Annotated in this window: 19 protein-coding genes; 7 read left to right on the top strand and 12 right to left on the bottom strand. The window is 59.7% G+C overall.

What is annotated here, in order from left to right:
- Nucleotides 1-2: 2 nt before the first annotated feature.
- Genes I3J13_RS08700 through I3J13_RS08685 form a run of 4 tightly spaced genes read right to left on the bottom strand, consistent with a single transcriptional unit; the run spans nt 3 to nt 4,072 of the window.
- Nucleotides 3-1,112 (bottom strand): ABC transporter ATP-binding protein, encoded by a 1,110-nt coding sequence (locus tag I3J13_RS08700; RefSeq protein WP_003519648.1) that lies wholly within the window; start codon nt 1,110-1,112, stop codon nt 3-5.
- A gap of 13 nt (nt 1,113-1,125) precedes the next feature.
- Entirely contained in the window at nt 1,126-2,298 is a 1,173-nt protein-coding gene (locus tag I3J13_RS08695) for a glycoside hydrolase family 88 protein (RefSeq protein ID WP_196378555.1), read from the bottom strand.
- Between the two features lie 4 nt (nt 2,299-2,302).
- Nucleotides 2,303-3,139 carry a carbohydrate ABC transporter permease gene (locus I3J13_RS08690; protein ID WP_080854175.1) on the bottom strand — a complete coding sequence of 279 codons (837 nt, stop codon included), beginning with the start codon at nt 3,137-3,139 and terminating at the stop codon, nt 2,303-2,305.
- 3 nt (nt 3,140-3,142) lie between these two features.
- Nucleotides 3,143-4,072, bottom strand: a complete 930-nt coding sequence (locus I3J13_RS08685; RefSeq protein ID WP_206696150.1) for a carbohydrate ABC transporter permease — start codon at nt 4,070-4,072, stop codon at nt 3,143-3,145.
- A 247-nt stretch (nt 4,073-4,319) separates the two neighbouring features.
- Here I3J13_RS08685 and I3J13_RS08680 point away from each other — a divergent pair, with 247 nt between their 5' ends.
- Complete coding sequence (locus tag I3J13_RS08680; protein WP_196378554.1) at nt 4,320-6,107, top strand: heparinase II/III domain-containing protein; 1,788 nt, start codon at nt 4,320-4,322, stop codon at nt 6,105-6,107.
- Nucleotides 6,108-6,117: 10 nt separating this feature from the next.
- Nucleotides 6,118-6,915, top strand: coding sequence for a carbohydrate-binding protein (locus tag I3J13_RS08675; protein WP_196378553.1), 798 nt, complete (start codon nt 6,118-6,120; stop codon nt 6,913-6,915).
- A 56-nt stretch (nt 6,916-6,971) separates the two neighbouring features.
- On the opposite strand, the gene I3J13_RS08670 is transcribed toward I3J13_RS08675, so the two are convergent.
- The 7 genes from I3J13_RS08670 to I3J13_RS08640 form a co-directional block, all read right to left on the bottom strand.
- Nucleotides 6,972-7,724, bottom strand: a complete 753-nt coding sequence (locus tag I3J13_RS08670) for a FadR/GntR family transcriptional regulator (RefSeq protein WP_020808597.1) — start codon at nt 7,722-7,724, stop codon at nt 6,972-6,974.
- A gap of 145 nt (nt 7,725-7,869) precedes the next feature.
- On the bottom strand, nt 7,870-8,880 hold the full coding sequence (locus I3J13_RS08665; protein ID WP_196378552.1) for a 2-hydroxyacid dehydrogenase: 1,011 nt from the start codon (nt 8,878-8,880) through the stop codon (nt 7,870-7,872).
- A 56-nt stretch (nt 8,881-8,936) separates the two neighbouring features.
- Nucleotides 8,937-10,559, bottom strand: coding sequence for an ABC-F family ATP-binding cassette domain-containing protein (locus I3J13_RS08660; protein ID WP_003519640.1), 1,623 nt, complete (start codon nt 10,557-10,559; stop codon nt 8,937-8,939).
- 110 nt (nt 10,560-10,669) lie between these two features.
- The gene (locus I3J13_RS08655; RefSeq protein ID WP_196378551.1) at nt 10,670-11,908 is read right to left on the bottom strand and encodes a vWA domain-containing protein; all 1,239 of its coding nucleotides are present in this window, start codon (nt 11,906-11,908) and stop codon (nt 10,670-10,672) included.
- A gap of 168 nt (nt 11,909-12,076) precedes the next feature.
- Nucleotides 12,077-12,955 (bottom strand): transglutaminase family protein, encoded by an 879-nt coding sequence (locus tag I3J13_RS08650; RefSeq protein WP_196378550.1) that lies wholly within the window; start codon nt 12,953-12,955, stop codon nt 12,077-12,079.
- A gap of 4 nt (nt 12,956-12,959) precedes the next feature.
- Entirely contained in the window at nt 12,960-15,365 is a 2,406-nt protein-coding gene (locus I3J13_RS08645) for a circularly permuted type 2 ATP-grasp protein (protein WP_196378549.1), read from the bottom strand.
- Between the two features lies 1 nt (nt 15,366).
- Nucleotides 15,367-18,693: a transglutaminase family protein gene (locus I3J13_RS08640; protein ID WP_196378548.1), complete on the bottom strand. Its 3,327-nt coding sequence runs from the start codon at nt 18,691-18,693 to the stop codon at nt 15,367-15,369.
- A 292-nt stretch (nt 18,694-18,985) separates the two neighbouring features.
- Between I3J13_RS08640 and I3J13_RS08635 the strand changes: the two genes are divergently transcribed.
- Nucleotides 18,986-20,794 carry an ABC transporter ATP-binding protein/permease gene (locus I3J13_RS08635; RefSeq protein ID WP_196378547.1) on the top strand — a complete coding sequence of 603 codons (1,809 nt, stop codon included), beginning with the start codon at nt 18,986-18,988 and terminating at the stop codon, nt 20,792-20,794.
- Nucleotides 20,795-20,821: 27 nt separating this feature from the next.
- Here I3J13_RS08635 and I3J13_RS08630 read toward each other — a convergent pair whose 3' ends face one another.
- Entirely contained in the window at nt 20,822-21,055 is a 234-nt protein-coding gene (locus tag I3J13_RS08630; RefSeq protein ID WP_078052121.1) for a hypothetical protein, read from the bottom strand.
- Nucleotides 21,056-21,189: 134 nt separating this feature from the next.
- Between I3J13_RS08630 and I3J13_RS08625 the strand changes: the two genes are divergently transcribed.
- The 4 genes from I3J13_RS08625 to I3J13_RS08610 all read left to right on the top strand — a co-directional run bounded on the left by I3J13_RS08625 (nt 21,190) and on the right by I3J13_RS08610 (nt 25,982).
- The gene (locus tag I3J13_RS08625; protein ID WP_035260778.1) at nt 21,190-21,579 is read left to right on the top strand and encodes an acyl-CoA thioesterase; all 390 of its coding nucleotides are present in this window, start codon (nt 21,190-21,192) and stop codon (nt 21,577-21,579) included.
- A gap of 173 nt (nt 21,580-21,752) precedes the next feature.
- Nucleotides 21,753-23,996 (top strand): polysaccharide deacetylase family protein, encoded by a 2,244-nt coding sequence (locus I3J13_RS08620; RefSeq protein WP_196378546.1) that lies wholly within the window; start codon nt 21,753-21,755, stop codon nt 23,994-23,996.
- Between the two features lie 233 nt (nt 23,997-24,229).
- Entirely contained in the window at nt 24,230-25,270 is a 1,041-nt protein-coding gene (locus I3J13_RS08615) for a four-carbon acid sugar kinase family protein (RefSeq protein WP_196378545.1), read from the top strand.
- Nucleotides 25,271-25,274: 4 nt separating this feature from the next.
- A complete protein-coding gene (locus tag I3J13_RS08610) occupies nt 25,275-25,982 on the top strand; it encodes a FadR/GntR family transcriptional regulator (protein ID WP_003519630.1) in 708 nt (235 codons plus the stop codon).
- Nucleotides 25,983-26,011 lie beyond the last annotated feature (29 nt).

Genomic DNA, 26,011 nt, shown 5'->3' with positions numbered 1-26,011 from the left:
CCTCAATAAAGGATCGATCGCTCGGTTGCGGGATCGAAAAGCTGCGCATTCGTCAGATCGGCCACCAGTTCGACGGGATCGCCGATCTTCGCCCTGAAACGCGGTGAGACGCGTGCGACGAGGTTTCTGCCGCCGGAGACGAGGTTAAGATGCACTTCCGATCCCATCGGCTCCGCCAGTTCCACCGTCGCCCGGAAGGGTGCGACATTGGCGGCATCGATATCCGCAGGGGCGAATTCGTGGAAATTTTCCGGGCGGATGCCGAGAACGATGTCCTTTCCTTCATGGGGGAGCAGGCGTGCGGTATCGATGCCTGCCGGCAGAGGCAACGGATTGCCGTCGAACAGGGCGGTGAAGCGGTCGCCGTCGCGGCGCAGCGTGACTGGCAGCATGTTCATCTGCGGCGCGCCGATGAAACCCGCGACGAACATGTTGATTGGCCGGTCGTAGAGGTTTTGCGGCGTATCCACCTGCTGGATATGGCCGTCCTTCATCACCACGATGCGGTCCGCCATGGTCATTGCTTCCACCTGATCGTGGGTGACGTAAATGAAGGTGGCGTCCAGCCGCTTGTGGAGCTTGGAGATTTCCGAACGCATCGTGCCGCGCAGCTTGGCGTCGAGATTGGAAAGCGGCTCATCGAGCAGGAAGACTTCCGGGTTGCGCACCATGGCCCGGCCGAGCGCGACACGCTGGCGCTGGCCGCCGGAGAGCGCTTTCGGCTTGCGGTTCAAGAGATGGGTGATGTCGAGAATTTTCGCCGCATCCTTGACCTTGGTGTCGATGAGATCGCGCGGCGCCTTTCTGAGTTCCAGACCGAAGGCCATGTTCTTGTAAACCGTCATGTGCGGGTATAGCGCATAGTTCTGGAACACCATGGCGATGTCGCGATCCTTGGAGGGCACATCGTTCATCACGTCCTCGCCGATGCGCAATTCGCCGCCGGAGATTTCCTCCAGCCCGGCGATCATCCTGAGCGTTGTGGATTTTCCGCATCCGGAAGGGCCGACCAGAATGATGAATTCCTTGTCGGCAATATCCAGATCGATATCGTGAACCACCTTGAGCGCGCCGAAGGTCTTGTTGAGTTTTTTCAGGGAAATGCTAGCCATCTGTTCCTCGCGCTCACCAATAGGAAGACCAGTTGCGCGAAAGCCGGATCAGCGCTTCCAGATAATAATAATCGCCCCAGGAGACGCACTCGTCGACGCCTTCGCCCCGGCAGGTATTATGGGGCGTCTTTTTGGAATAGGTGCCGTGCAGAAGCTGCCCGTTGGAGATCGCGGGATCGCGAACCGAATAGATATCGGCGAGGCTTTTCACCATGCGCCTTGCCAGATCGCGATATTCCGCCGCCTTTTCCGGCGTCTCCAGCTCCGCCATTTCCAGGAGGCCACAGGCGACGATGGCCGCTGCCGAGCTGTCGCGCGGTTCGCCATCGCCATCCGCAAAAATCAGGTCCCAATAGGGTACGAGATCGTCGGGCAGGCGTTTGAGATAGAAGGCGAGAAGCCGCTCGAAGGTGTCGCGATAGGCGGGCAGGCGCTCATATCGATAGGAAATGGCCATGCCGGCAATGCCCCAGGCCTGTCCGCGGGCCCAGTAGCTCTCATCGCTGTAACCCTGTTTTGTGACGCCGCGCACCGGCGCGCCGGTCTCCGGGTCCATGTAAAATGTATGATAGGTGGAATCGTCCGGCCGGACGGAATGGGCAAGCGTGGTGCGGGCATGGGCAAGCGCCACGGTGCGGTAGTCTTCCCGGCCCGTTTCGCGGCTCGCCCAATAGAGCAGCGGCAGGTTCAAAAGGCAGTCGATGATATAGCGATACTCATTGGGATTATCCCTGCGGCCCCAGGCCTGGATGAATTGCCCGACCGGCTGGAACCGCTCCATCAACTGGTCCGCCGCCATCAGCGCCGCGCGTCTTCCATCCTCATCGCCCACCAGTTTCCATGCGGCGATGCAGGAGGGCGAGTAGAGAAAGCCCATATCGTGGTGATCGGTCTCGATGCGGTTTTCGATACGGTGCAGGAAACTCTGCACCTGAATTTGCGCCGCATGCTGAAAGGTCCTGTCGCCGGTATGCTCGAAGGCGAGCCATATCTGGCCCGGCCAGAAACCGGCGGTCCATTGGTCGTTGGCGACTGCAGGGTAAAAGTTCTTCACGCTCGAATGGTTCTGCGCCGCATAGGTAAATTGCGGCAGGTTGCGCCTGACCTGTGCGACGGCCACGGCCAGCGCCGCATCGATTTCGGCGTCTGTGATCGGGGTTGGGAGGGACGTGGTCAAATCGAGCATGAAATCAACCCTTGAGGCCGGTGGAGGCGACGCCTTCGACAAAGAAGCGCTGCAATGCCAGGAAAACGACGAGAACCGGGATAAGCGCCACGACCGAGGCGGCCATGATCAATCCGTATTCCGCCGAATATTGCGAAATGAACATGCGCAGGCCGATCTGGATGGTCTTCAGCTCGGTCTTGGTGAGATAGATCATCGGACCCATGAAGTCGTTCCAGGTCGTGACGAAGGTGAAAATCGTCAAGGTGGAAAGCGCCGGTTTGGAAAGCGGCAACATGATCTTCGCCCAGATCTGGTATTCGTTCATGCCGTCGATGCGCGCCGCCTCGCAGAGCTCATTCGGGATCGACATGTAGAATTGCCGCATCAGGAAAACGCCGAAGGCGGTAAAGGCCTGCAGGAAAATCAGGGCGAGATGGGTGTTGTTGAGCCCGAATTCGCGCATCAACAGAAACTGCGGCACCATATAGACCTGCCAGGGCATGGCGATGGTGGCGATATAGCCGAGAAACAGCGTGTTCTTGTAGGGAAAATGCAGTTTGGCGAAGGCGTAGGCTGCAAAGCTTGAGGTCAGCAATTGCAGCAATGTAACGATGATCGTCAGCTTCGACGTGTTGTAGATGAAGAGCGCCAGCGGGATCTTCGTCCAGATTTCCACATAGTTTTCCCAGCGCGGCTGCGAGGGGATCCATTCGATCGGGAATGCGAAGACATCGCGGCTGAGTTTCAGCGATGCCGACAGCATCCATGCGAATGGCAGAAGCATGACGATGGTGACGACGATCACCGTCAGATAGATGCCAATCGTGGCGGCGGGGATTTTGCGGCCCATGATACGCATGGATCAATCCTCCCGCTGCCGTTTGAACTGAACGATGGTGACCATCAGGACGAGGAAGAACAGGACGAGGGCGATCATGCTGGAATAGCCGAGATCCCAGGAGATGAAGGCCTCATTGTAGATGTGATAGACGAGAACCAGCGTTGAGGTGCCGGGACCGCCCTGCGTGATCATATAGACCTGATCGAAAACCTTGAAGGACTGGATCGTCAGCATGACGGTGACGAAGAAGGTCGTCGGCGCAAGCTGCGGCAGGGTGACGTGGATGAATTTCTGCCAGGCATTGGCGCCATCCAGCCCCGCGGCTTCATAAAGCTCCGAATTGATGCCCTGCAGCCCGGCGAGATAGATGACCATGTAATAACCCATGCTCTTCCACACGCCGAAGAGAATGACCGTGACCATGGCCCAGTGACGGTCCGCCGCCCATCCCGGCATGTCGGCGGGATCGAGGCCGAGCGTATAGAGCAGCATGTTGACCGGACCCATCTCCGGATTGAAAATCATGTTCCAGACGACGGCCACGGCAACCAGCGATGCGACATAAGGAAAGAACATGGCCGTGCGGAAGAAATTGCGGCCGAGGATTTTCTGGTTGAGGAGGATCGCAAGCCCGAGTGCGCAGGCGAGCGTGGCCGGCACCGACGCGACGGTGTAGATGACCGTGTTCCAGAAGGCCGCGATGAAGGCCCTGTCCTCGAAAAGCCGCCAGAAATTATCGAGACCGGCAAAACGCATGGCATTGGAGCCGTCCCAATGCATGAAGGCCAGCGCAAAGGCAAAGAGGATCGGTCCGAGCGTGAAAATCGCAAAACCGAGAAAATTGGGCGCAATGAAGGAATAGGCGACGAGCGCATTTTCTATTCCGCGCCGCCGTTTGGAGACGATGCGGAGTTTTTTCCTGCGATACGGAGTCGCCTGCTTGTCGGACATAGTCGCGGTTGCGATTGCCACAGCATATCTCCCATTGCCGCCGTTTCACTGTTTCATCGGTGCTGGCTGCCTGCATTTTCCATTGCGGTCCGGGTCTTCGCCCTGCCGCCTCCCGCGCTCTGGATAACACAATATCGATATTGGTCAAACAACTTTGCATAAAGTCAGACAAATTTTCTGGTTTTTCAAAAATACGTATGATAGGAGGCCCATATCGGATTGCGGAACGCGCGGGAGGTTTGAGGGCGTGTTTGTCGAAATGATGCGGCTTCTGCCCGAACGGTTCGCCTATTTCGGCGCGGAACTGACGGCGCAGAAAATACGGTCTTCAGCACCGGGCGCGGTTTTGCGTAGTCTTATCGAGGCGGCGGAACAGACGCTTGACGAGCCTTGGTCTGTCATTCTGGCGGGCGACTACCGGGAATATAGCCGCACCGGCAATCGCGATCGTTTCGAGGCGCTTTATTTTTCCCGACGACTGAAGCTGAACGCGCTGGTTCTTGGAGAATGCGCCGAGGGGCACGGCCGCTTTCTCGATGCCATCATCGATGGTCTTTGGCTGATATGCGAGGAGAGCGGCTGGCAATTGCCCGCCCATAATTCCCATATTCGCGGCGGCCCACGAGATCCTCTGCCCGATCCGCGAAACCCGGTGATCGACCTGTTCGCTGCCGAAACGGGCGCCAATCTCGCTTTGTGCCTGCATTTGTTGGCACCGGAACTGGAAAGGGCAAATGCAAACCTCGTTTCCCGCGTCCGCGCCGAGATCGACAGGCGCATTACAAAGCCCTATCTCGCCCGGCATTTCTGGTGGATGGGGAATGGCGACGAGCGGATGAACAACTGGACGGCCTGGATCACCCAGAACGTCCTTCTCTCGACCCTGCTATTGCCCACCGACCAGTCGACGAGGCGTGCGGTCGTGGAAAAGGCGCTCAAGAGTCTCGATGCGTTTCAGAAGGATTATGCGGAAGACGGCGCCTGCGAAGAGGGCGTTCTTTATTATGGCCATGCGGCACTTTGCCTGTTCGGGGCGATGAGCATTCTCGAGGCCTCTGCGCCCGGCGTCATGGCGTCGCTCTTTCATGCGCCGAAGCTGCGCAGCATGGCCGAATTCATTCTCAACATGCACGTGGCGGAAGACCGATTTTTCAACTTCGCCGATGCGCCGGCGAAGGTCGAGACATCCGGCGTGCGGGAATATCTCTTCGGCAAGGCCGTTTCTTCGCCACGGCTTCAGGCTTTCGCTGCCGCCTGCTGGAACCGCTCACCGGACCGGCTGATGTGCAAGGAGTGGAACCTCTGGTATCGGGTCCAGGCGGTTCTTACCATCCCGGGATTGTCCGCGCTTATTCCTGCGGAACCGGCAAAGACCGACATCGCCTATCCCGGCATCGGTCTGGCGATTGCCCGCGACGGGGTCTTCGATCTTGCCGTGAAGGCGGGCAATAATGGCGAGAGCCACAACCACAACGATGTCGGCAGTTTCACGCTTTATAAGAACGGTCGGCCGTTCATCATCGATGTCGGGGTGGAAACCTACACCGCAAAAACCTTCTCGCCGCAGCGCTATGACATCTGGACGATGCAATCGGCCTTTCACAATCTGCCGACTTTCGGCGGCGTCATGCAGGCCGCCGGGGCAGAGTTTGCAGCGAGAGATTTTCTGGCCGAATTCTCTGAAGATCAGGCGGAAGTCTCTTTCGATATAGCCGGGGCCTATCCCGCAGTGGCGCGTGTTGAGCACTATCGCCGCCGTGTCCGGCTGCTGCGTGGCAGCCATGTGGAAGTCCTTGACGACTATCAGGGCGGGCAGGAGGCGGTTCTGTCGCTGATGGCTGCCGAAAAGCCTGCTGTCACGCCGGGCGGCCTGATCTTTGCGGGGCTGGGAGAGATAGCCTGCGAAGGTGCAGGAGAACCCGCCATCGAAGCCACAACAATCGACGATGCCCGCCTTCGCCAGTCCTGGCCACCGGTGATCTATCGCATTCTCATCCCCATCGCAGCCCAGCGTCTGTGCCTGACGATCAGTTAAGGAAGTGCCGATGAAACTTACACTCAAGGTCGTCAATGCGCTGGGTGATATTTTGGCGAAAGCCGGAGCGGAGGACGAAGCTTTGCTCGTCTATCGCGCAGAATATTGCGAGGGCGACAGGCTTGTCGTCGAGGTTTCGCAGCCCGGTCATATCTGGCTTGCGCTCGATGCCGGCATGCCGCCGACGCTGGTTTTCCTGCACGGAAACGAATTCATCCTGCCCGTTCCTTCCGCGGCGAAACGCAAATCCTATCCGCCGCAGGCTTTCAGCGGAAACCTTCACCGGATCGCTGCGCGCCGCACACTTGCCGGTGAAATCGGAGTTCGCAGGAATCTGGCCCTCAACCCGTTTGACGATCATGAGAACACCTCGCTGTTTCCGCACGTTTATGCGAGCACGGAAACGCGTGGGGAGGCGGCCTTCGCAGCTCGCAACGTCATCGATGGTGAAAAGGCGAGCGCGGGCCACGGCTTCTGGCCTTATACAAGCTGGGGCATCAACCGCGATCCCGAAGCTTCACTGACCCTCGTATTCGGCCGTGCAGTCCTCATCGACCAGCTGACTTTTTACCTGCGGGCGGACTTCCCCCATGATGCCTGGTGGGAAAAAGCGAGCGTCACTTTTTCCGACGGCGAAAGCGCAAGCTTTTCCCTGCAAAAAACCGGAGCTGCCCAGAGTTTCCCGGTCGCACCGCGCCAGGTGGAATGGATCCGTCTGCATGATCTAAAAAAAGCCGACGATCCTTCGCCTTTTCCCGCGCTGACGCAGATCGAGGTCTGGGGGGCGGATCTGCGGGAAGCACCGTAGCTCCTGATCGCGCCTTTTGGAGCATAGAGCTACGACCCGGTTTTGCTGGAAATCCTTTAGCTGTGCGCGATGCCGCGCAGGTCGCGCATCATGTCGCGGTAGCGGTGCTGGCTGCCGCGCAGATGCGCCTGCATCGCCAGCTTTGCGGCCTGTTCGTTCCGGTCCGATATGGCGATGACGATGGCTTCATGTTCCTTGTGGATCAATCGCCGGTAAGCTGTCTGGTCGTTCTCGCCGGTTTCGGAAACCACGCGCGATTGTGGAATCACAGCCTGGCCGTGCAGCTCGAGGAACTGTGTGAAGAGCGGATTGTTGGTGGCGGCCGCAATGGCCAGATGCAGCGCCAGATCCGCCTCGCGAATGGAGCGGTTCTCCTCGATACATTGCAGAAGCCGGGCGTGACAGTCGAAAATCGCTTCCTCCTGCGATGGCGAACGGCGGAGGGCGGCGAGCCCTGCCGCTTCGATTTCGAGCGGCGTCCTGATTTCCAGCACCTCCAGATCGGAAGAGAGCCGGGCGCGGTCGATACCGGGTGTGGGCGACGCGTCCTTTTCACGCTTCAGCACGAAAATGCCCGCCCCCTGACGCACCTCCACCAGCCCGTCGCAGCGTAGCGCCGTCACCGCCTCGCGCACCACGGTGCGGCTGACGCCATGGGTTTCCGTCATCTCGATTTCGCTGGGCAGGCGGTCGCCGGGTCCATATTGCCCGGAGGCAATCGCATTTCTCAGGCTGAGGCTAACTCTGCTGACCAGAGAACCGGAGGATTTGCTGCGCTGTTTTTGCTGTTCAGGCACGTCGGTCACCATGCATTGAAATCGAGGCAGGCGTGAAGCCTGTCAAATATGTATGATGAATTTCAGTAAAACTCAATGATCATACCAATTTTACCCGCCTTCATGCAGAGGACGTGCAGAATGGTATCAAAAATCTTCCCGATTCTGACCGGAGACACTAGGCCGGCCCTGCAAATTGTTCCGTAGAAACGGCATGTAGCGCCCTGCCGGTCCTGAAAAAGCTTTCGATATTGCCGATCGTGGTGTCCGCGATGTTCCTGAGGGCCTCCTGCGTGAAGAAGCCCTGATGGCCGGTGACCAGAACATTGGGGAAGGTCAGCAGCCGCGCGAAAACATCGTCGCGCAGCACGTCGTTGGAAAGGTCCTCGAAAAAGAGATCGGCCTCTTCTTCATAGACATCGATGCCGAGACTGCCGATTGTGCCGTCTTTCAGACCCGCAATTGCCGCCTGCGTGTCGATGATGGCGCCACGGCTGGTATTGACGAGCATCACGCCCTTTTTCAGAAGCGGCAGTGTCTCCCGGCGAATGAGGTGACGGGTCTCCGGTGTAAGCGGGCACATCAGCGCCAGAATGTCCGATGTTCGAAACAGTTCCTCGCGCGTGACGTAGACCATGCCCAGTGCTTCGCAATCTGGATTTGGGTGGACGTCATGGCCAACGAGACGGCAGCCGAAGCCGGCCGCAATGCGCGCGAAAATCGCCCCGATCTTACCCGTGCCGACAATGCCGACCGTCTTGCCGTGAAGGTCGAAGCCGAGCAGGCCATCGAGGGCGAAGTTTCCTTCGCGGACACGGTTATAGGCGCGATGGATCTTGCGGTTAAGCGACAGGATGAGCGCCATGGTGTGTTCGGCGACCGCATAGGGCGAATAGGCCGGCACGCGCGCAACGGTCAGGCCGAGCTTTTCGGCGGCGGCGAGATCGACCTGATTGAAACCGGCGCAGCGCAGGGCGATGAGCCGGACACCCATTTCCGCAAGCTTTTCGAGTACTGGCCGCGACAGGTCGTCATTAACGAAGGCGCAGATCGCCGCCGCTCCTTTCGCCAGCGCCACTGTCTCGAGAGACAGGCGTGCTTCGCAATATTGCATCCGCATGCCAGCGTGGGCAGCAGCGTCAAGGAACTGCCTGTCATAGGATTTGGCGCTGTAGACCACGATCCGCATCTGTTCAGTCTCCAAACGAAAGCTGCCGTTACAGTGCGACGCGTCCGGCAGGTGGCTTAGCTGCGAAGGCCCGGTGCTTCCTGTCCCGTGCTTTCGACATATTCGGTATAGCCGCCGCCATATTGGTGGATGCCATCGGGCGTCAATTCCAGCACCCGGTTCGACAGCGCGGCCAGGAAATGGCGGTCGTGCGAAACGAACAGCATCGTACCTTCATAATCCGACAGGGCCTTGATCAGCATTTCCTTGGTGTCGAGATCGAGATGGTTGGTCGGCTCGTCCAGCACGAGGAAGTTCGGCGGATCGAACAGCATGGCGGCCATGACGAGACGGGCCTTTTCGCCGCCGGAAAGAACACGGCAGCGTTTTTCCACGTCGTCGCCGGAAAAGCCGAAACAGCCGGCAAGGGCGCGCAACGGCGCCTGCCCCGCCTTCGGAAAACGCTCCTCCAGCCATTCGAGAATGGTGCTGTCGCCATCCAGAACATCCATGGCGTGCTGGGCGAAATAGCCGAGCTTGACGCTGGCGCCGAGGGTGACATTGCCGGAATCCGGTTCCGCCGTGCCGGTCACCAGCTTCAGCAGCGTCGATTTTCCAGCGCCGTTGACACCCATGATGCACCAGCGTTCCTTGCGCCGCACCATGAAATCGAGCTCGCCATAGATCGTGCGGCTGCCATAGGCCTTGTTCACCTTCTTCAGCGCCACGACATCCTCGCCCGACCGGGGCGCCGGTGCGAATTCGAAAGCAACCGTCTGACGCCGTTTTGGCGGTTCGACGCGGTCGATCTTCTCGAGTTTCTTGACGCGGCTCTGCACCTGCGAGGCGTGCGAAGCGCGGGCCTTGAAGCGTTCGATGAACTTGATTTCCTTGGCGAGCATGGCCTGCTGGCGTTCGAACTGTGCCTGCTGCTGCTTTTCGTTCTGCGCGCGCTGTTGTTCGTAAAAGCCGTAATCACCGGAATAGGTGGTAAGATTGCCGGCATCGATTTCGATGATCTTGGTGACGATGCGGTTCATGAATTCGCGGTCGTGCGACGTCATCAGCAAAGCGCCGTCGTAGTTTTTCAGGAAATCTTCGAGCCAGATCAGGCTTTCGAGATCGAGATGGTTCGACGGTTCGTCGAGGAGCATCACGTCCGGGCGCATCAAGAGGATACGCGCAAGCGCCACGCGCATCTTCCAGCCGCCGGAAAGCTTGGAAACATCGCCGTCCATCATCTCCTGGCTGAAGCTCAACCCGTCCAGCACCTCACGCGCACGGCCTTCCAGCGCGTAGCCGTCCAGTTCCTCATAACGCGCCTGCACTTCGCCGTAACGTTCGATGATGGTGTCCATCTCGTCCATCCGGTCGGGATCGGACATGGCGGCTTCCAGTTCCCGAAGTTCGGCTGCCACTTCGCTGACGGGGCCTGCCCCTTCCATGACTTCCGCGACGGCCGAGCGGCCGGACATTTCACCGACATCCTGATCAAAATAACCGACCGTCATACCCTTTTCGACGACGACCTGGCCCTCGTCGGGCTGCTCTTCGCCGGTGATCATCCGGAACAGTGTGGTCTTGCCGGCGCCGTTCGGACCGACAAGGCCGATCTTCTCGCCGCGATTGAGCGCGGCGGAGGCCTCGATATAGAGAATACGGTGACTGTTCGACTTGCTGATGTTTTCGATGCGGATCATGACAGGGCCTGTGAATGGGAGCGGCCCTCCTATGCCACGGGCCGCCGCCGCTGTCACCTGCCGCACACGTCTTGTCAGCCATGCAGCCGACAAGACGCTCCGGAAACAGATCAGTTGGTGAGCGTGGCTATGCTGCCGGCAGCCTTGCGGGCGATTTCGCCAAAGGCTGTGACGATCTGCTCCATGTTTTCCGGCGCGTAATAATTGTCGAGGCTCGATGCGCAATATTGCAACAACGACTTGCCCTTGTCCGGCGCCATGAAGGCGACGCTGAAAATCTTGATCCCGTCTTTCTTGGCGGTCTCGCAGGTCGTGCGCACGGACTGGTCGATGCTGGAGTTCCAGGAGGCGCTGTTGCCCGTCATTTCACCGTCGGTCATGAGAACGATATAGCGCTCGAAGGATTCGTTCCCCTGCGCTTTATGTGCTTTCGCTTCGTCGGTGTTGGATTTTTTAAGGGCGTTATAGGCGGCGGTCAGGCTGCTGCGGGCATCGGTGCCGCCGGTAGGGAATTCCGGGATTTGCTTGTCCACGTAGCTGACAACGCTGCTCGTACCCCAGCTGATGGGCTGAGCCGGATAGGTTTCATGTGTATAGACCGAGGCGCCTGTGCGAACGAGCTCGGAACCGCCGCTTGCGGTATAGGTCGGATCAGCCTTGTTCAATGTTGCGACGAGGAACCCGACGGCGGTTTTGAGCGACGTAGCCTTGTTGACATAGCAGGGACTGGACGTGACCTGCGCTTCGCTCTTGCCCCAATTGCTGGAAGTGTAGTTCGGGCACGATTTTTTCGCGGTATTGATGGTGTCCGTCTTGAATGACATCGAACCGGAACGATCAAGCGCCAGATACATGGAGATCGGTGCGCCCTTGTTGACGGTGCTCTTTGCTGTGCCTGTTACCGAAAGATCGAGTGTTTTTGCGCCAATGAACCCGAGCAGCGGATTGAGCTGTACGCGGTGGTTGATCGTGGTCTCAACGGTGTAGGTCTTGCCGCGGGCATTTTCCGTCGTCGTGATATTGGTCGGAGAATTCTGCTCCAGTTCCTTTTTCTCTTCCTCGGTCAGGTTCTTTTCCATCTGGGCCGCGATGAAGTTCTTGGCGATTTCCTTGATCTGCTCGTCCGTCAGGTCGCCCATTTTCAAACGGGCCTCGGTGGCCGCCGCAAGGGCTGCAGAATCTGCGGTATTCTGCATATCCGCTTTCACCTGCATCACATTCGCCAACTCCATGCCGGCGCCGGCAAAACCCAGCAACACCGGCAGCAGAATGGCCGTCATCATGCCGAAATTGCCGCTGGTATCGGCAAGGAAACGGCGCTTCGGTTTTTGATGTGCAGAGGCGGTCATGACGGGCTCACGGATTAGAATATTCGACTGAGCACAGAGAAGCCGCAAACGATGTAAAATCCGCTAACGTGATCGGTTCAATTTTACGCAGCGATCAAATTGGAGCAGTTTTCGAAGTATTTTTAAGAATTGTTTGGCGCGATGGCCGCAATAATACACATCGTGTCATTATTGGACGGGGATGACGTCGACGGCCTGTTTTATCTGCTGGTTGCCATAGCTCTTCAAGACACCGATCACCGGGGCGACATCGGAATAGTCCCTGCCGTAACCGACGACGATATGGTCGCTTCCGGCGACGATATCATTGGTGGGATCGAGTTCCAGATAACCGGCGGCTTCTCCGCACCAGACGCGAACCCAGGCGTGCATTGCATCGGCGCCTTCAAGCCGTTCCTTGCCCGGTGGCGGAAGGGTGCGCAGGAAACCGCTGACATAACCGGCGGGAATGCCGAGGCTGCGCAGCGCCATGATCATGATATGCGAAAAATCCTGGCAGACGCCGCGCTTCAGCTTGAAGGCTTCCGATGGCGTCGTATCGACGGTCGTCGCCTCGCCGTCATAGGTAAAGTCCTTGTGGATGCGTTTGCACAGAGAGAGCGCGATTTCGCGAATGGTCATTCCCGGTTTCAGCAATTCCCGGGCATAGGCGGATATTGCCGCATCCATTCCGATCCTCGGGCTTGCGCCGATGAAGTGGTGCGGCGACTGGAAATCGAGCGACCAGACATCGGCCAGGTTCTGCGGCAGGCGGGAAAGTTCCGGGGAGAAATCCGCCGTCAGCGCCGGCGCCTCCACCATCACGCGGGCCTGCATGCGGATATCCAGCTTCTCATGCGGTGCGCGCAGATGCACTGACGTGGCCGATTGATGAAAGAAATCCTCGAAGGTGGCACGTTCTTCCGGCACCGGCGAAACATCGATGGAGCCGGCGACAAGCCGCTGCCGGCCGGGGATGGAGAGCGGCAGGACACGGATGATGTGGCGCGCGCCGTGCGCCAGCGTGTCGTAGGTGTAACCCATATGCAGGGAAAGATCGTAAAGCATAGGATTATCCGAGATAGGTCCGGGCCAGAACATCGGAGAGATGTTCCATGTCGGTTTCGAGCTGGCGATAGATCGCGCCGTTCATATTTTCCGGCGTCATGACCGCAAGCCCGGAATGCAGGCGCATCGCCTCGCGGTAGAAGGGCGACATCTGACCGTTCACGAAGGCGTTCGGCAGCTGTTCCACCTCGGTGCGGATCTCGTTCAGCTGGAACAGGATCGAGCGGGGATTGAGCGGGTCGAGCGCCAGAAGATCGGTCACGGTCAGGCCGGCCGTATTGACGTTGTAGCGGCGGCGATGGGTCATGACGCTGTCGCCTATTTCGAGCAGCATGTCATAGGAGCCGTCGGGCGCATCCGGGCCGGTCATATGGCCGAGAAGACGTGTCATATGCAGGCCGCGCTCCAGGTAACGGCCGATAGACAGGAAACGCCAGCCGGTGAAGCGATACATGTTTTCGTGCACGAGACCGGCAAAGCCCGCAAGCTTGCGCAGCAGGATCGTCATGGCATGGGTAGCGTCGTCGCCGGGGGCGACTTTCGCGTGGAAACGGCGGGCGGTCTTGGCTAGGTCGTTCAGCGCCAGCCATCCGTCAGGCGAAAAGCGGTCGCGGATATTGCTGGCGGAATAAAGCGCGCTGTTGATGTTGTTCAGCAGACTTTCCGGCACGGCATCGCTCATCTCCACATCGAGCGCTTCGAGATAGCGTGTCACATGCGCGAGCAGAGGCTGGCGCGGATCGGCGGATTCAGCGTAGCGCCCGTGCCAGGCGCGCAGGATGCGCAGGGCGCCTTCCGAACGCTCGATATAACGGCCAAGCCAGAACAGATTGTCGGCTGCGCGGCTCGGCAGGCTGCCCGGCATATTGCGGGTAAAGCTTTCTTCCGCCGGCAGAAGCGTGGTGCGTTCCACCGGCTTGTCGCTGACGATCCAGACATCCGCAGCGCTTCCGCCCGATTGCATGGCAATGGCGGAGACATCGTTGCTGCTGCCGATACGGGCGAAGCCGCCGGGCATGATCTGCCAGCCATCCTGGGTGCGCGCGGCAAAAACGCGAAGGCTCATCGGGCGTGGCACGAGCTTGTTGTCGATATAGGCCGGGGTTGTCGAAAGCGTCACCACTTCCTGTCCCACCAGTCTATGGCCGTCGGAGGCGAGCCAGTCGCTGATCGATTCCTTTGCCGTTTCGCGCAGCGACGAGCCGAGCACGGATTGACCGTTGTCGTCAAAGAAGGGAAGCCGGGAATAAGCCGGGCCGATGACCATGCCTTCTATATTGCCAGCGACGTGGCGGCGTTCCGATTCCTGCCCGCACCACCAGGTCGCGATCGATGGCAGTTTCAGCTCCTCGCCCAGAATGTGGCGGCAGATGCGCGGCATGAAGGCGAGCAGTGCCCGCGTCTCGAGAATGCCGCTGCCGAGCGCATTGACGACGGTGAGCGCTTCATTGCGTAGCGCCTGCACCATGCCCGGCGTGCCGATATGGGATTGCTGGTTCAGTTCCAGCGGGTCGGAATAGGAGGCGTCGAGACGCCGCCAGAGAACGCCGACCGGTTTCAGTCCCGCTACGGTTCTGACCATGACGCGGCCGTTGACGACGGTGAGGTCTTCGCCTTCCAGCAGCATGAAGCCGAGATAACGGGCGATATAGGCGTGTTCGAAATAGGTTTCGTTGGCGGGGCCGGGCGTCAGCACGGCGATCCGGTCGTCGGGGTGTTTTCTTTGCGCCTGCAGCGTGTCGCGGAAAGCGCCGAAAAACGAGGCCAGACGGTGCACATGGGTTTCGGCATAGATGTCGGAAAGTGCACGGGTGGTGGCCACCCGGTTTTCGAGCGCGAAACCCGCACCGGAAGGCGCCTGCGTCCGGTCAGCCAGCACCCACCAGTTGCCGTCAGGTCCGCGCCCGATCTCGAAGGAACAGAAATGCAGATAATGGCCGCTTGCCGGTTTCACGCCGACCATGGGCCGCAGATATTCCGGATTGGAGGCGATCAGGGCCGGCGGTACGAAACCTTCCTTGACCAGCCGGTTTTCGCCGTAAAAATCGGCGACCATGGCTTCCAGAAGATTGGCGCGCTGTTTCAGCCCCTCGGAAAGAACCGCCCACTCCCTGTCGTCGATCAGCACCGGAATATGGGAGATCGGCCAGTTTCTTTCGCTGCTGCCCTTGCCGTAGTCGCGGTAGAACACGCCGGCATCGCGCAGATAGCGGTCGGTGCGGGCAAAGCGCTCGTGCAATTCCCGTTCCGACATGCGCGACAGGGCGTCGAGCAGGGTCTTCCAGACCGGCCTGACCTTGCCGTTGGTATCGAGCATTTCGTCGGCAACGCCCGGCAAGGGGGAATATTCGAGCCCGCGCGGTTGCGCGCTCGTTGCCGTCTTGCGTTCCGTTGCCGGGGCTTTGGACAATTTACACTCCGTAAGGCCGACGCAGATCGAGCGTCAGCGGAAATTCTGGCGACATGGTTTCCGCTTGTAGCGGATATTGCCCTGCCGTATGCCCCCATGGTTCGAAACGGGCGAGGCGGCGTGCCTCGGCCTCATTGCCGTTGACGGGAAACGTCTCGTAATTGCGCCCGCCCGGATGAGCAACATGGTAGATGCATCCGCCGATCGATCGCCTCGACCATGTATCATAAATGTCAAAGGTCAAGGGTGAATTGACGGGCAGAACTGGATGCAGGCCGGAAGCGGGCTGCCATGCCTTGAAGCGAACGCCGGCGACCGCGACGCTGCGGTTTTCCGTCGGGGTCAGCGGCACGGCGCGGCCGTTGCAGGCAACCGCGTAGCGGGCGGGATTGGAGGTTTCCAGCCGCACCTGCAGGCGCTCGACGGAGCTGTCGACATAACGCACGGTTCCGCCGATGGCGCCCTGTTCGCCCATCACATGCCAGGGCTCCAGCGCCTGGCGCAGTTCCAGCTTCGCGCCCTCATATTCCACTTCCCCGAAGAAGGGGAAACGGAATTCCTGCTGGGCGGTGAACCATTCCGGCTTGAGGTCGAAACCGTTTTCCCTGAGGTCGGCAAGCACGTCGAGGAAATCCGCCCAGATATAATGCGGCAGCATGAAACGGTCGGCGAGCGCCGTACCCCAGCGCACGAATTTGCCGGCGGCCGGATTTTTCCAGAAGCGGGCGATGAGGGCGCGCACCAGCAATTGCTGGGCGAGCGACATGCGCGCGTTGGGCGGCATTTCGAAACCGCGGAATTCCACAAGGCCGAGGCGGCCAGTCGGCCCGTCAGGCGAAAACAGCTTGTCGATGCAGATTTCCGCGCGGTGGGTATTGCCCGTCACATCCGTCAGAAGATTGCGGAACAGCCGGTCGACCAGCCATGGTAGCGGCGGCACGCCTTCTCCGGGGGCAGGCACCTGCGCAAGTGCGATCTCCAGCTCGTAGAGACTGTCGTGGCGGGCTTCGTCGATACGCGGCGCCTGGCTCGTCGGACCGATGAAGAGACCTGAGAAAAGGTAGGAGAGCGAGGGATGCCGCTGCCAGTGCAGAACGAGGCTTTTGAGAAGATCGGGCCGGCGCAGGAAGGGGCTGTCATTGGGGTTGGCGCCACCCACGACCACATGGTTGCCGCCGCCGGTGCCGGTGTGGCGGCCGTCGATCATGAACTTATCGGCGCCGAGACGCGACTGACGCGCTTCCTCATAAACAGCCGTGGTGATGTCGACGCAGTCCTTCCAGCCCGCGGCGGGGTGGATGTTGACCTCGATGACGCCCGGATCGGGTGCGACGCGGATGACATTGACGCGCTCGTCATGCGGCGGCGCATAACCCTCGATATGGACGGGCAAGCCAAGATCGGCGGCTGCCGCTTCCGCTGCCGCAATCAGTTCCAGATAGTCCTCGATGCGCTCGACCGGCGGCATGAAGACGCAGAGCCTTCCGTCACGCGGTTCCACCGACATGGCGGTGCGCACCGCGCCGCCGATTTCGCCGAGCGTCTGTTCGATGCGCTCCTGCCCCGGGGTCTCGCTGGCATGGAAGGAGGCTTCGGGCATGGCGCGGCCCGATGGCGTCAGGACATCGGGAAGCGGACCGCGGGGGATCGAAGGGTCGGCTTCATGAATGTAGGGATAGGCGGATGGCGGCACATAGGGCAGCGTGCCGAGCGGCAGGCGGTAACCCACCGGGCTGTCACCCGGAACGAGGAATATTTTTCCGCGCCGCGTCTTCCATTTTTCACTGATCCAGCGCTTGCCGGCGGCGCGCGCATTCCACGCCTGAACGGGAAGAATATAGCCGGTCGGTGTCGTCAGTCCCCGCTCGAAGACGCGGGCCATGCGGTTTCGCTCCTCCGGGTCTTTCAGCTTGGAATTGGACGGGTCGACATTGTCGGGAAGGCTGCCTTCCTTGATGATCCATTCGGCCGGATCCTCATAGGCCGGCAGCACCAGCTCAGGCTCGATGCCGAGATGGGAGGCTATGCCGCCCAGCAGTTTCTGCGCATCTTCCGCCTTGACGCCTGTATTTGCGCCCTCCTCGGCGATCAGCGCCGGGTTCTGCCAGATCGGCAGGCCGTCCTTGCGCCAATAGAGCGAGAAGGTCCAGCGCGGCAGGCTTTCGCCCGGATACCATTTCCCCTGCCCGTAATGCAGAAAGCCGCCCGGTGCGAAACGCTCACGCAGGCGGCGGATCAGGGCATCGGCCTTTTCACGCTTTGTCGGCCCGACCGCGCCGGTGTTCCATTCGTCGGATTCGAAATCGTCGATGGAAACGAAGGTCGGTTCGCCGCCCATGGTCAGCCGGACGTCATGGCTGTTCAGAACGTCATCGACCTCCTGGCCGAGCGCATTGAGTTCCTCCCAGCTTTCATCCGAAAAGGGTTTGGTGATGCGCGGCGTTTCGGCAACCCGCCGGACCTGCATGTCGAAGGCGAACTCCGTATTGGCATGGCCGTAATAACCGCCGGAAATCGGCGCCGCATTGCGGTAATGCGGCGTTGCCGCCAGCGGAATATGGCTCTCGCCCGTCAGAAGCCCCGAGGTGGGATCGAGGCCGATCCAGCCGGCGCCGGGCATATAGACTTCGGCCCAGGCGTGCAGATCGGTGAAGTCCACTTCGGTGCCGGATGGGCCATCCAGCGCCTTGAGATCGGGGGTGAGCTGAATGAGATATCCCGACACGAAACGGGCGGCGAGGCCAAGATGCCGCAGAACCTGCACCAGCAGCCAGCTCGTATCGCGGCAGGACCCCTTGCCGGAAGCAAGCGTTTCCTCCGGCGTCTGGACGCCCGGTTCCATGCGGATGACGTAACCGATCTCCTGTTGCAGGCGGGCATTGAGGCCAACGACCATATCCACCGTCTGCTGCCCCGGCGTGCGGTCGACGGTGGCCATGAAGGCGGCAAGCAGCGGGCCTGTCGGCTCCGGCTTCATGTAGATGGAAAGGTCGTCGCGCAATTCCTGCGGATAGTCGAAAGGCCACTTTGTCGCCTCTTCCTCCACAAAGAAATCGAACGGATTGTAAACCGTCATATCGGCGACAAGATCGACCTCGATCTTAAATTCCGTCGCCGGCTCGGGAAAAACGAAGCGGGCGAGGTAATTGCCGTAAGGATCCTGCTGAAGGTTCACGAAGTGATTGGAGGGCGAAACCTTCAGCGAATGGCTGATAACGCGGGTTCTGGAGTGCGAGGCGGGCTTTAATCTTATGATCTGTGGTCCAAGGCGAACCGGATTGTCGTATTTATAATGCGTCAGATGATAGATGCTCGCTTTGATCGCCATTAATCTGCCTTGCCCGGTTTTCCGGCTTATGCGGTTTGTCCGCCCCTCTGAAATTATTCGGATTTTGTGCAATGCAGGAAAAGAAAGCAAGGATCATTTCCGGGGGCAACCGCATTGTTGGTCGAGGCCGCGATATTTGCCTGCGGTAAGAATTGTCCGGGCTTTTCAATCATCGCCGCTGAGATTTCGCCGGGATTGTGGACAAGGTCGAACGGCGTGTTATTGCTTGGCAACGAAAGGCGCAGAATCGCGACCCGCTTTCTTTGCCGACTGACGTTTCGGAATGGAATGAATGGCAACAACGGTGACCGACGATCAGCGCAAAAGCGCGGCTAATCTTTCGGGTTTCGATCTCGATTTCCCGGCGCAGCTGCGGATGATGGGGCGTGCCTTCTGGACCTCGCCAGTGCGCACCCGGCTGATCTTGCTGTCGATAGCGCTGCTCACGGTGATATTGCTCACCGCCTATGGGCAGATCAGGCTCAATGAATGGAACGCGCCGTTTTACAACGCGCTGGAGCGGCGCGATCTTGCCGCCTTCATTCACCAGCTGGAGGTCTTCGCCATCATCGCGGGGCTGTTGCTTCTCCTCAACGTCATCCAGACCTGGCTGAACCAGATGACGGCGCTGAACATGCGCGAGGGCCTTGCCAAGGATATGGTGGATCAATGGCTGAAACCGGGGCGGGCCGCCCGTCTTGCCGGTTTCGGCACGATTGCGATCAACCCCGACCAGCGCCTGCATGACGATGTCCGCAACCTTGCTGAAAGCAGTACGGCGCTTTCCATCGGTCTCGTCAATGCGACGATCCTGCTTGTCAGCTTTATCGGCGTCCTCTGGTCTCTCTCGGCCGGCTTTGCCATCACCATCGGCGGCGATACCTATGCGATCCCCGGCTATATGGTCTGGGCGGCGATCCTTTACGCCGGTTCGGCTTCCCTGCTCAGCAATCTCGTCGGTTATCGGCTGGTGGGGCTGAATGCCGAGCGTTATTCCAAAGAGGCGGAACTTCGCTTCTCACTGATGCGGGCCAGCGAAAATCTTGCTGCCATTGCCCTTGCACGCGGCGAAAAGAACGAAAGGCGGAGGATCGGTATCGATATTGATGCGGTGCTCGGCGTCATTCGCGGGCTTGCCATGGCGCTGACGCATCTGACGTGGGTTTCGGCAGGATATGGCTGGCTGGCGGTGGTGGCGCCGATCCTGATCGCGGCTCCGGTTTATTTCTCCGGCAACCTCACCTTCGGCGGGCTGATGATGGCCGTCGGTGCGTTCAACCAGGTCAACACGGCGCTGCGCTGGTACATCGACAATTTCGGGCCGATCGCCAGCTGGAAGGCGACGTTGCAGCGCGTTTCGGTGTTCCGTAACGCGCTTATCCAGATGGACAGCGTCGAACAGCACGGCCTGGCGATCGATCTGCAACGCAGCGCGGAGAATGAAAAAATCCGCCTCCAGTCGGTGGTGATCTGCCGCGATGCGGGTGGGCAGGATCTGGATCGTGGCTTCCAGCTGCGCGAGAGCGAAGTCGAGATCGGGCCGGGCGAACGGCTGATGATCAATGGCGAGCAGGGCGTGAACCGAAGACTGCTGTTTGCGGCCATGGCGGGCCTGTGGCCCTGGGGGCAGGGCAGGATTGAGATGCCCGAGCAGTCCGACACGCTTTTCATTGCCCAGCACGGCTATCTGCCGGCGGGATCGCTGCGTGAAATCCTCGCCTATCCGCGCGCGCCCCAGCGTTTCGCCGATGCGGACTATGTCTCGGCGCTCACTGCCTGCGGGCTTGGCGAGATGGCATCCCGTCTCGAGGAAAATATTCGCTGGGACAAAAAACTGGATTCAGACGAGCAGGCCAGTATCCGGGTGGCCAATGCCCTGCTGCTGAAGCCGAAATTCGTCGTTATCGACGATTTGCTCGAAGGGCTGGAAAAACAGACGCAGGATACGCTGGCGGAAGTTCTGAACGGGATCGTCGGTGCGGCGATCATCTATATCGGCCGGTCGGAAACATTCCTGTCGGTGCTCGCCCCGGCTGTGGCGCATCTCGACCATACCGCGCAGAAGGAGAATATCTCCAGGGCCGGGAGCGCTCCGCAATAGGTCATTTATGGGGCTGATCCGAGCGGACTAGAGCCGCAAATGCCATTTGTCCGAATCGAGTCGCTGCTGTTTGGCAAGGCTTATGGTGGTGTCCGGCTCCACCTGCGAACGCAGGGCAAGGGTGCCGGTCGCCAGGCTGATGGCGACGACGCTGGCGACCGCCAGGACGATACGGTCGTAGCGCTGCTGTATTGTGTTGTTTCCACTCCAGTCATAGGCCATTCGCACGCCCTCGCGTTTTTTGGAATCGTGCCTCATCATGGTTAACCGAAGCTTACGATGGCTCTGTGATTCCTTGCTGTTTTGGAAGGGCTGCCGCGACAAATCGGCTATTGGCGGATGGGGTGCGGTTGTTTAAGTCCGGCAGCGGGAGGCTTGTGAAAGGACTTTGAGACATGGACCAGCAACCGCCCGCCGATATGGAACTCACGCTCAGAACGCTTGCGATGCCCGCCGATGCCAACCCGGCCGGCGATATTTTCGGCGGCTGGGTCATGTCGCAGATGGACCTTGCCGCTTTCGTCCGCGCCAATGATGTGGCCGGCGGCCGCACCGTTACCGTCGCAGTCAATGAGATCGTCTTCAAGAAGCCGGTCAAGATCGGCGATACATTGTGTGTCTACACCAAAATCGAAAAGATCGGCCGCACCTCCGTCACGCTGAAGATCGAGGCCTGGACCCGCAGGCACTATCAGGATTCACGCGAAAAGGTGACGGAGGCCGTCTTCATCATGGTCGCGGTGGACGACAATGGCGATCCACGTCCCGTCCGCAAGGAGGCGTGAGGCGGCTTCCGCTTTTTCTTTTCAAAGCAATTCCGAAGCGCCTGCGAAAGATTAAAAGCATAGGCGTCTCGGATTTTTCGCAATTCGATATCAGTCCGCTCAATACTTTAGAAATATCCAATTTATTTATCAATTTTTGCGATCAAGATATGGAATAGGACGGGGATCAGGCTTTGACCATTCCAGGTGTTGTTATTGTCGGCGGCGCTCACGGCACGCTCGCCCTTGCCCGCAGCCTCGGCGCCCTGAATGTGCCTGTTTATTACCTCACCCATGATTCTCCTTTGCCGGGTTGGTCGCGTTTCGTGCGGGAAACAATCCGCTGGGCCGGCCCGCATGATGCGGGGGCAATGCCGTTCCTGCGTCAAATGGCCGACAGGCATGGTTTGAAGGGCTGTCTGCTGGTGCCGTCCGGTGACGGAGAGGTCCAGCTTGTTGCGCAGCATCGTGAGGAACTGTCCTCGCTCTACAAAATCATCCTGCCGGATTGGACGGCCCTGCAATGGCTCTGCGAAAAACCGCTGCTTTATCAGCGCGCCGCAGAACTTGGCGTCAGTATTCCGCGAACCTATACGCTGGCATCGGTCGCTGACATCGATACGCTGGACGCATTGTTTCCCGTCATTCTCAAGCCGAATATGGGCGGTGGCGATACCACCATCGCCCGGGCGAAAGTCATTCGCGCCGATGACCGACATGCTCTGAAAACGGCTTTTGCCGATGCGAGTGGAGAGATCGGCGCCGGCAATGTCGTCGTACAGGAACTCATTCCGGGTGGGGGAGAAAGCCAGTTCTCCTACGCCGCGCTCTGGCTGAACGGAGAGCCGGTGGCGGAGTTCACCGCCCGGCGCGCCCGGCAATATCCTGTCGATTTCGGCTATACCAGCACCCGCGTCGAGGTCATCGACAACGGGCAAGCGGTGGATGCGGCCCGAAAAATACTGAAGTCGGCCGGTCATAGCGGGCTGGTCGAGGCGGAATTCAAGCTCGACGGCCGGGACGGGAAACTGAAGCTTCTCGATGTCAATCCGCGCCCATGGTCATGGTTTGGCCTTTGCTCGGCGGCGGGCATCGACCTTGGCGCCCTGCTATGGCGGGTTGCCAATGGCGAGCCGGTCGGCCGGCCCGGCAATGTGCGGCAGGGCGTTTCCTGGTCCTATCTTGTCCGCGATGCCGTTGCCGCCTTCACATTGGCCAGGAGAGGGCAGGGTAAAATCCGCGACTATTTTGCTTCTTTGGGCAAGATCCGCAGCTGGGCCGCCTTTGCGCCGAACGATCCCTTGCCGGGCCTGATCGATCTGCCGCTGACGGTCTCAAGAGTCGTGAGAAAACGCCTTCTTCCCGGCCTGACGTCAGGACAATCGGGGAGGATGTTCTTTCAGCCGATAAAACGCCTTGTGAAATATGGGGCCATAAGGGCAGGGCTGGAGGTGAGTTCTCTCCCGGCCGTCCGTTCGGCATTTCCGTCTTTCGCCGGGCGTGGTGTGATCTTCACGCTTCATCATGTGCGCCCCGGAGGGGCTGTTTCGGCTTTCGCACCCAATGTGCAATTGTCCGTCACGCCGCAATTTCTGGAAGAGGCGATACAGGCCGCTCTCGAATGCGGTCTCGTTCCCGTCCATCTGCACGATCTGCCGGCTCTGCTTGCCGATAATCACGAAGGCCGGTCGTTCTGCGCCTTCACGCTCGATGACGGCTATCGAAACAATGCCGACTATGCCGCACCGATCTTCCGTAAATATGCCGTTCCCTACACGATTTTCATCACGCCGGGTTTTGTGGAGCGAACACGCAGCCTCTGGTGGGAGACCGCTGCTGCCCTGACGCTGAAAGCCGCGTCGTTCGAATTCGATTTCGGGGCGGGGCCGGAGCAGGTGGCATGCGCCAGCCCTTCGCAGAAAGCGGAAGCATTCACGCGGCTTGAAGATTTCGTCCAGAACTTTTCGGAGGACGAGGCGGTGGAAAGGATCGATCGTGCCGCGAGGCAGCATGGCGTCGATCCCATCGCGATCGTGGACGAACTTGTCATGGATGAAGATGAGCTCAGGGCGCTGGCGGAGGACCCTCTGGTGCATTTCGGCGGGCATACCATGACGCATGTGAATATGCGCAAGGTCGATGCGGCGCGTCTGGCTTATGAGATTGCGGAATCGGCGCGCCGGGTGGAAGCCTATGCTGGCCATCGGCCACGGTCCTTTTCCTATCCCTATGGCTGGGTAAAGGCCGTGGGAGAACGTGAAGCGAAAGCGGTTCACGATGCAGGATTTTCCGCAGCCGTGACCACGCAGGCTGGCGTTATCGGTCCCCACAGCCTTGAAAAGTCGACGCAGTTGCCGCGCGTATCGCTGAATGGGCGCTTCCAGAAAAAGCGCTTCGTCAAGGCGCTCATCTCGGGCCTGCCCTTCCGGTTCATCTAGTGACGTTGGTCGTTCGCCATCTCTCGGCCGTCTCGCCATATATGGCTGCGGCCCGCGTTTGGCGTTCTCTTTTGCCGTTTCCGATTTCTTCTTTCGTCCTTTGAGCCTCTTTGCGGCTGATTGGCCAGCCCGAAAAGCTGCGCCATAATTTTTGTTATTCACATCCATTTATCTATTGATTATAAATAAATTTATCGATGTAAAACATTACAACTTTTATGAAGGCCTCGCCCGTGCTGCTGATTTTTGCCGATGATCTGACCGGAGCGCTCGACGCCGCCGCCCCCTTTGCCGGGCGCGGGCTGGCGACCGAGGTGGCGATCGGGCTTGACGGTGTGCGTGCGGCGCTGGCGGATGCGCCTGCCGTCCTCAGCGTCAATCTCGGCTGCCGCGATGGCGAGGCGGATGAAGCCCGGCGTCGCACGCAGGAACTGCTGGGGCTGGTTCCGGTCGATACTATTCTTTTCAAGAAGATCGATTCCCGCCTGAAAGGGCATATTGCGGCGGAAATGGATGCGATTTCCTATCGGCACGCGCTTGTCGCGCCCGCCATTCCGGATTTCGGACGCGTCGTTATTGGCGGAGCCGTTTCCGGCTTTGGCATGGAAGCTGCCATACCGGTTCATGAAAGGCTGGGCGCACATGCCGGCCGCTGCACGATACCCGATACGCGATCAAAGGGCGATATCAGGGAAGCTCTCGCCGCTGCGCAGGCGGAAGGGGCCGATCTTCTGGTTGGCGCGCGTGGGCTTGCCGAGGCGCTGGCTGAAGCGATGACGGCGCAGGCTGTTCCTGAGGCCGCGATCATTCCAGCAGGCAGGGGGCTTTTTGTCATCGGATCTCGCGATCCGATCACGGTGGAGCAGATTGACGTTCTCAAAAGCATTGGGCCTGTCTCGATCGTTGAGGCGCCGAATGGCGTCATGCCCCGTCACACCGATGACGGTGCCGGTCTGACGCTGGTTCAAGCGACGCAGGGTACGGAAAATCTGTCGCCGCTTGCGGTTTCAGACCGGTTGGCGGAAGGCGTCGTGCCGCATTTTACCGCCAGGGCGGCAAGGCTGCTGTTGTCGGGTGGAGCCACGGCCGAAGCCGTGCTGCGGGCCATGGGCGTTTCGCGTCTGCGTCTTGCCGGCGAATGCCTGCCGGGTCTTGGGGTCGGCTGGTCTGGAGATCAATGCATCATTGCGAAATCCGGCGGTTTTGGGCAAGCTGACACGTTGAAACGGATCGCGAAAATGATGCTTGGCGACAATGACGCTGAAGAGAGCTGACCAGATGGGGCTGATGAAAGAAACGGCGCGCAAGGCACTTCCGGACATTATTTTCGAGAGAATGCACCGGGCGATCAAATCCGGCGCCTACAAGCCGGATGAGCGACTGCCGACAGAGCATGAACTCGCCATGGAATTCGAAGTGTCGCGACCCGTCGTGCGCGAGGCGTTGCGGCGGCTGCGCGAGCAGGGGTTCATTTATTCCCGCAGGGGCTCCGGCAGCTATGTCAGGGCTTTTGGCCTGCGCGAGCCGCTCGGCTTCGGACAGCTCGAAAACGTTGCTGATCTTCTCAACTGTTACGAATTCAGGCTGACGCTGGAGCCGGCAGCGGCGGCCGCGGCAGCCTTGCGGCACGACGGCGAGAGACTTGCGGCGATCCGGAAGGCGCTCGAACTGATGCGGGATGCGACCAATCGCCAGTCCCACCGCGAGGATGCCGATTATCAGTTCCACCTCGCCATCGCGCGGGCGGCGCGAAACAGTTATTTCTCCACCGCGATGGAAGCGCTCAAGGACCATATTGCAATGGGAATGAAGTTCCACGGCATGTCGGTCAAGCGGGAGGCATCCGGCCTGACGCGTGTTTTCGCCGAGCATGAGGCAATCGCAAAGGCGATTGCCGATGGGGACGCAGAGGCGGCGCGCCAGTTGATGCTTCAGCATTTGACCGGATCGCGCGACCGCCTGTTCGAGTCTTCGCACACAGACTAAGCGGGTGACCGAAGACCGATGCGCGTCTG

Source organism: Agrobacterium leguminum (assembly GCF_015704895.1).
Classification (GTDB): domain Bacteria; phylum Pseudomonadota; class Alphaproteobacteria; order Rhizobiales; family Rhizobiaceae; genus Agrobacterium; species Agrobacterium leguminum.
Note: the sequence above shows the minus strand (reverse complement) of the source record. Positions and strands in the feature narration are given on the sequence as shown.

What these genes read in the sequence shown, in the direction of transcription:
- I3J13_RS08700 (WP_003519648.1), bottom strand. Translation starts at nt 1,112, where the DNA reads ATGGCTAGCATTTCCCTGAAAAAACTCAACAAGACCTTCGGCGCGCTC.
- I3J13_RS08695 (WP_196378555.1), bottom strand. Translation starts at nt 2,298, where the DNA reads ATGCTCGATTTGACCACGTCCCTCCCAACCCCGATCACAGACGCCGAA.
- I3J13_RS08690 (WP_080854175.1), bottom strand. Translation starts at nt 3,139, where the DNA reads ATGCGTATCATGGGCCGCAAAATCCCCGCCGCCACGATTGGCATCTAT.
- I3J13_RS08685 (WP_206696150.1), bottom strand. Translation starts at nt 4,072, where the DNA reads ATGTCCGACAAGCAGGCGACTCCGTATCGCAGGAAAAAACTCCGCATC.
- I3J13_RS08675 (WP_196378553.1), top strand. Translation starts at nt 6,118, where the DNA reads ATGAAACTTACACTCAAGGTCGTCAATGCGCTGGGTGATATTTTGGCG.
- I3J13_RS08670 (WP_020808597.1), bottom strand. Translation starts at nt 7,724, where the DNA reads ATGGTGACCGACGTGCCTGAACAGCAAAAACAGCGCAGCAAATCCTCC.
- I3J13_RS08665 (WP_196378552.1), bottom strand. Translation starts at nt 8,880, where the DNA reads ATGCGGATCGTGGTCTACAGCGCCAAATCCTATGACAGGCAGTTCCTT.
- I3J13_RS08660 (WP_003519640.1), bottom strand. Translation starts at nt 10,559, where the DNA reads ATGATCCGCATCGAAAACATCAGCAAGTCGAACAGTCACCGTATTCTC.
- I3J13_RS08655 (WP_196378551.1), bottom strand. Translation starts at nt 11,908, where the DNA reads ATGACCGCCTCTGCACATCAAAAACCGAAGCGCCGTTTCCTTGCCGAT.
- I3J13_RS08650 (WP_196378550.1), bottom strand. Translation starts at nt 12,955, where the DNA reads ATGCTTTACGATCTTTCCCTGCATATGGGTTACACCTACGACACGCTG.
- I3J13_RS08640 (WP_196378548.1), bottom strand. Translation starts at nt 18,693, where the DNA reads ATGGCGATCAAAGCGAGCATCTATCATCTGACGCATTATAAATACGAC.
- I3J13_RS08635 (WP_196378547.1), top strand. Translation starts at nt 18,986, where the DNA reads ATGGCAACAACGGTGACCGACGATCAGCGCAAAAGCGCGGCTAATCTT.
- I3J13_RS08630 (WP_078052121.1), bottom strand. Translation starts at nt 21,055, where the DNA reads ATGATGAGGCACGATTCCAAAAAACGCGAGGGCGTGCGAATGGCCTAT.
- I3J13_RS08625 (WP_035260778.1), top strand. Translation starts at nt 21,190, where the DNA reads ATGGACCAGCAACCGCCCGCCGATATGGAACTCACGCTCAGAACGCTT.
- I3J13_RS08610 (WP_003519630.1), top strand. Translation starts at nt 25,275, where the DNA reads ATGGGGCTGATGAAAGAAACGGCGCGCAAGGCACTTCCGGACATTATT.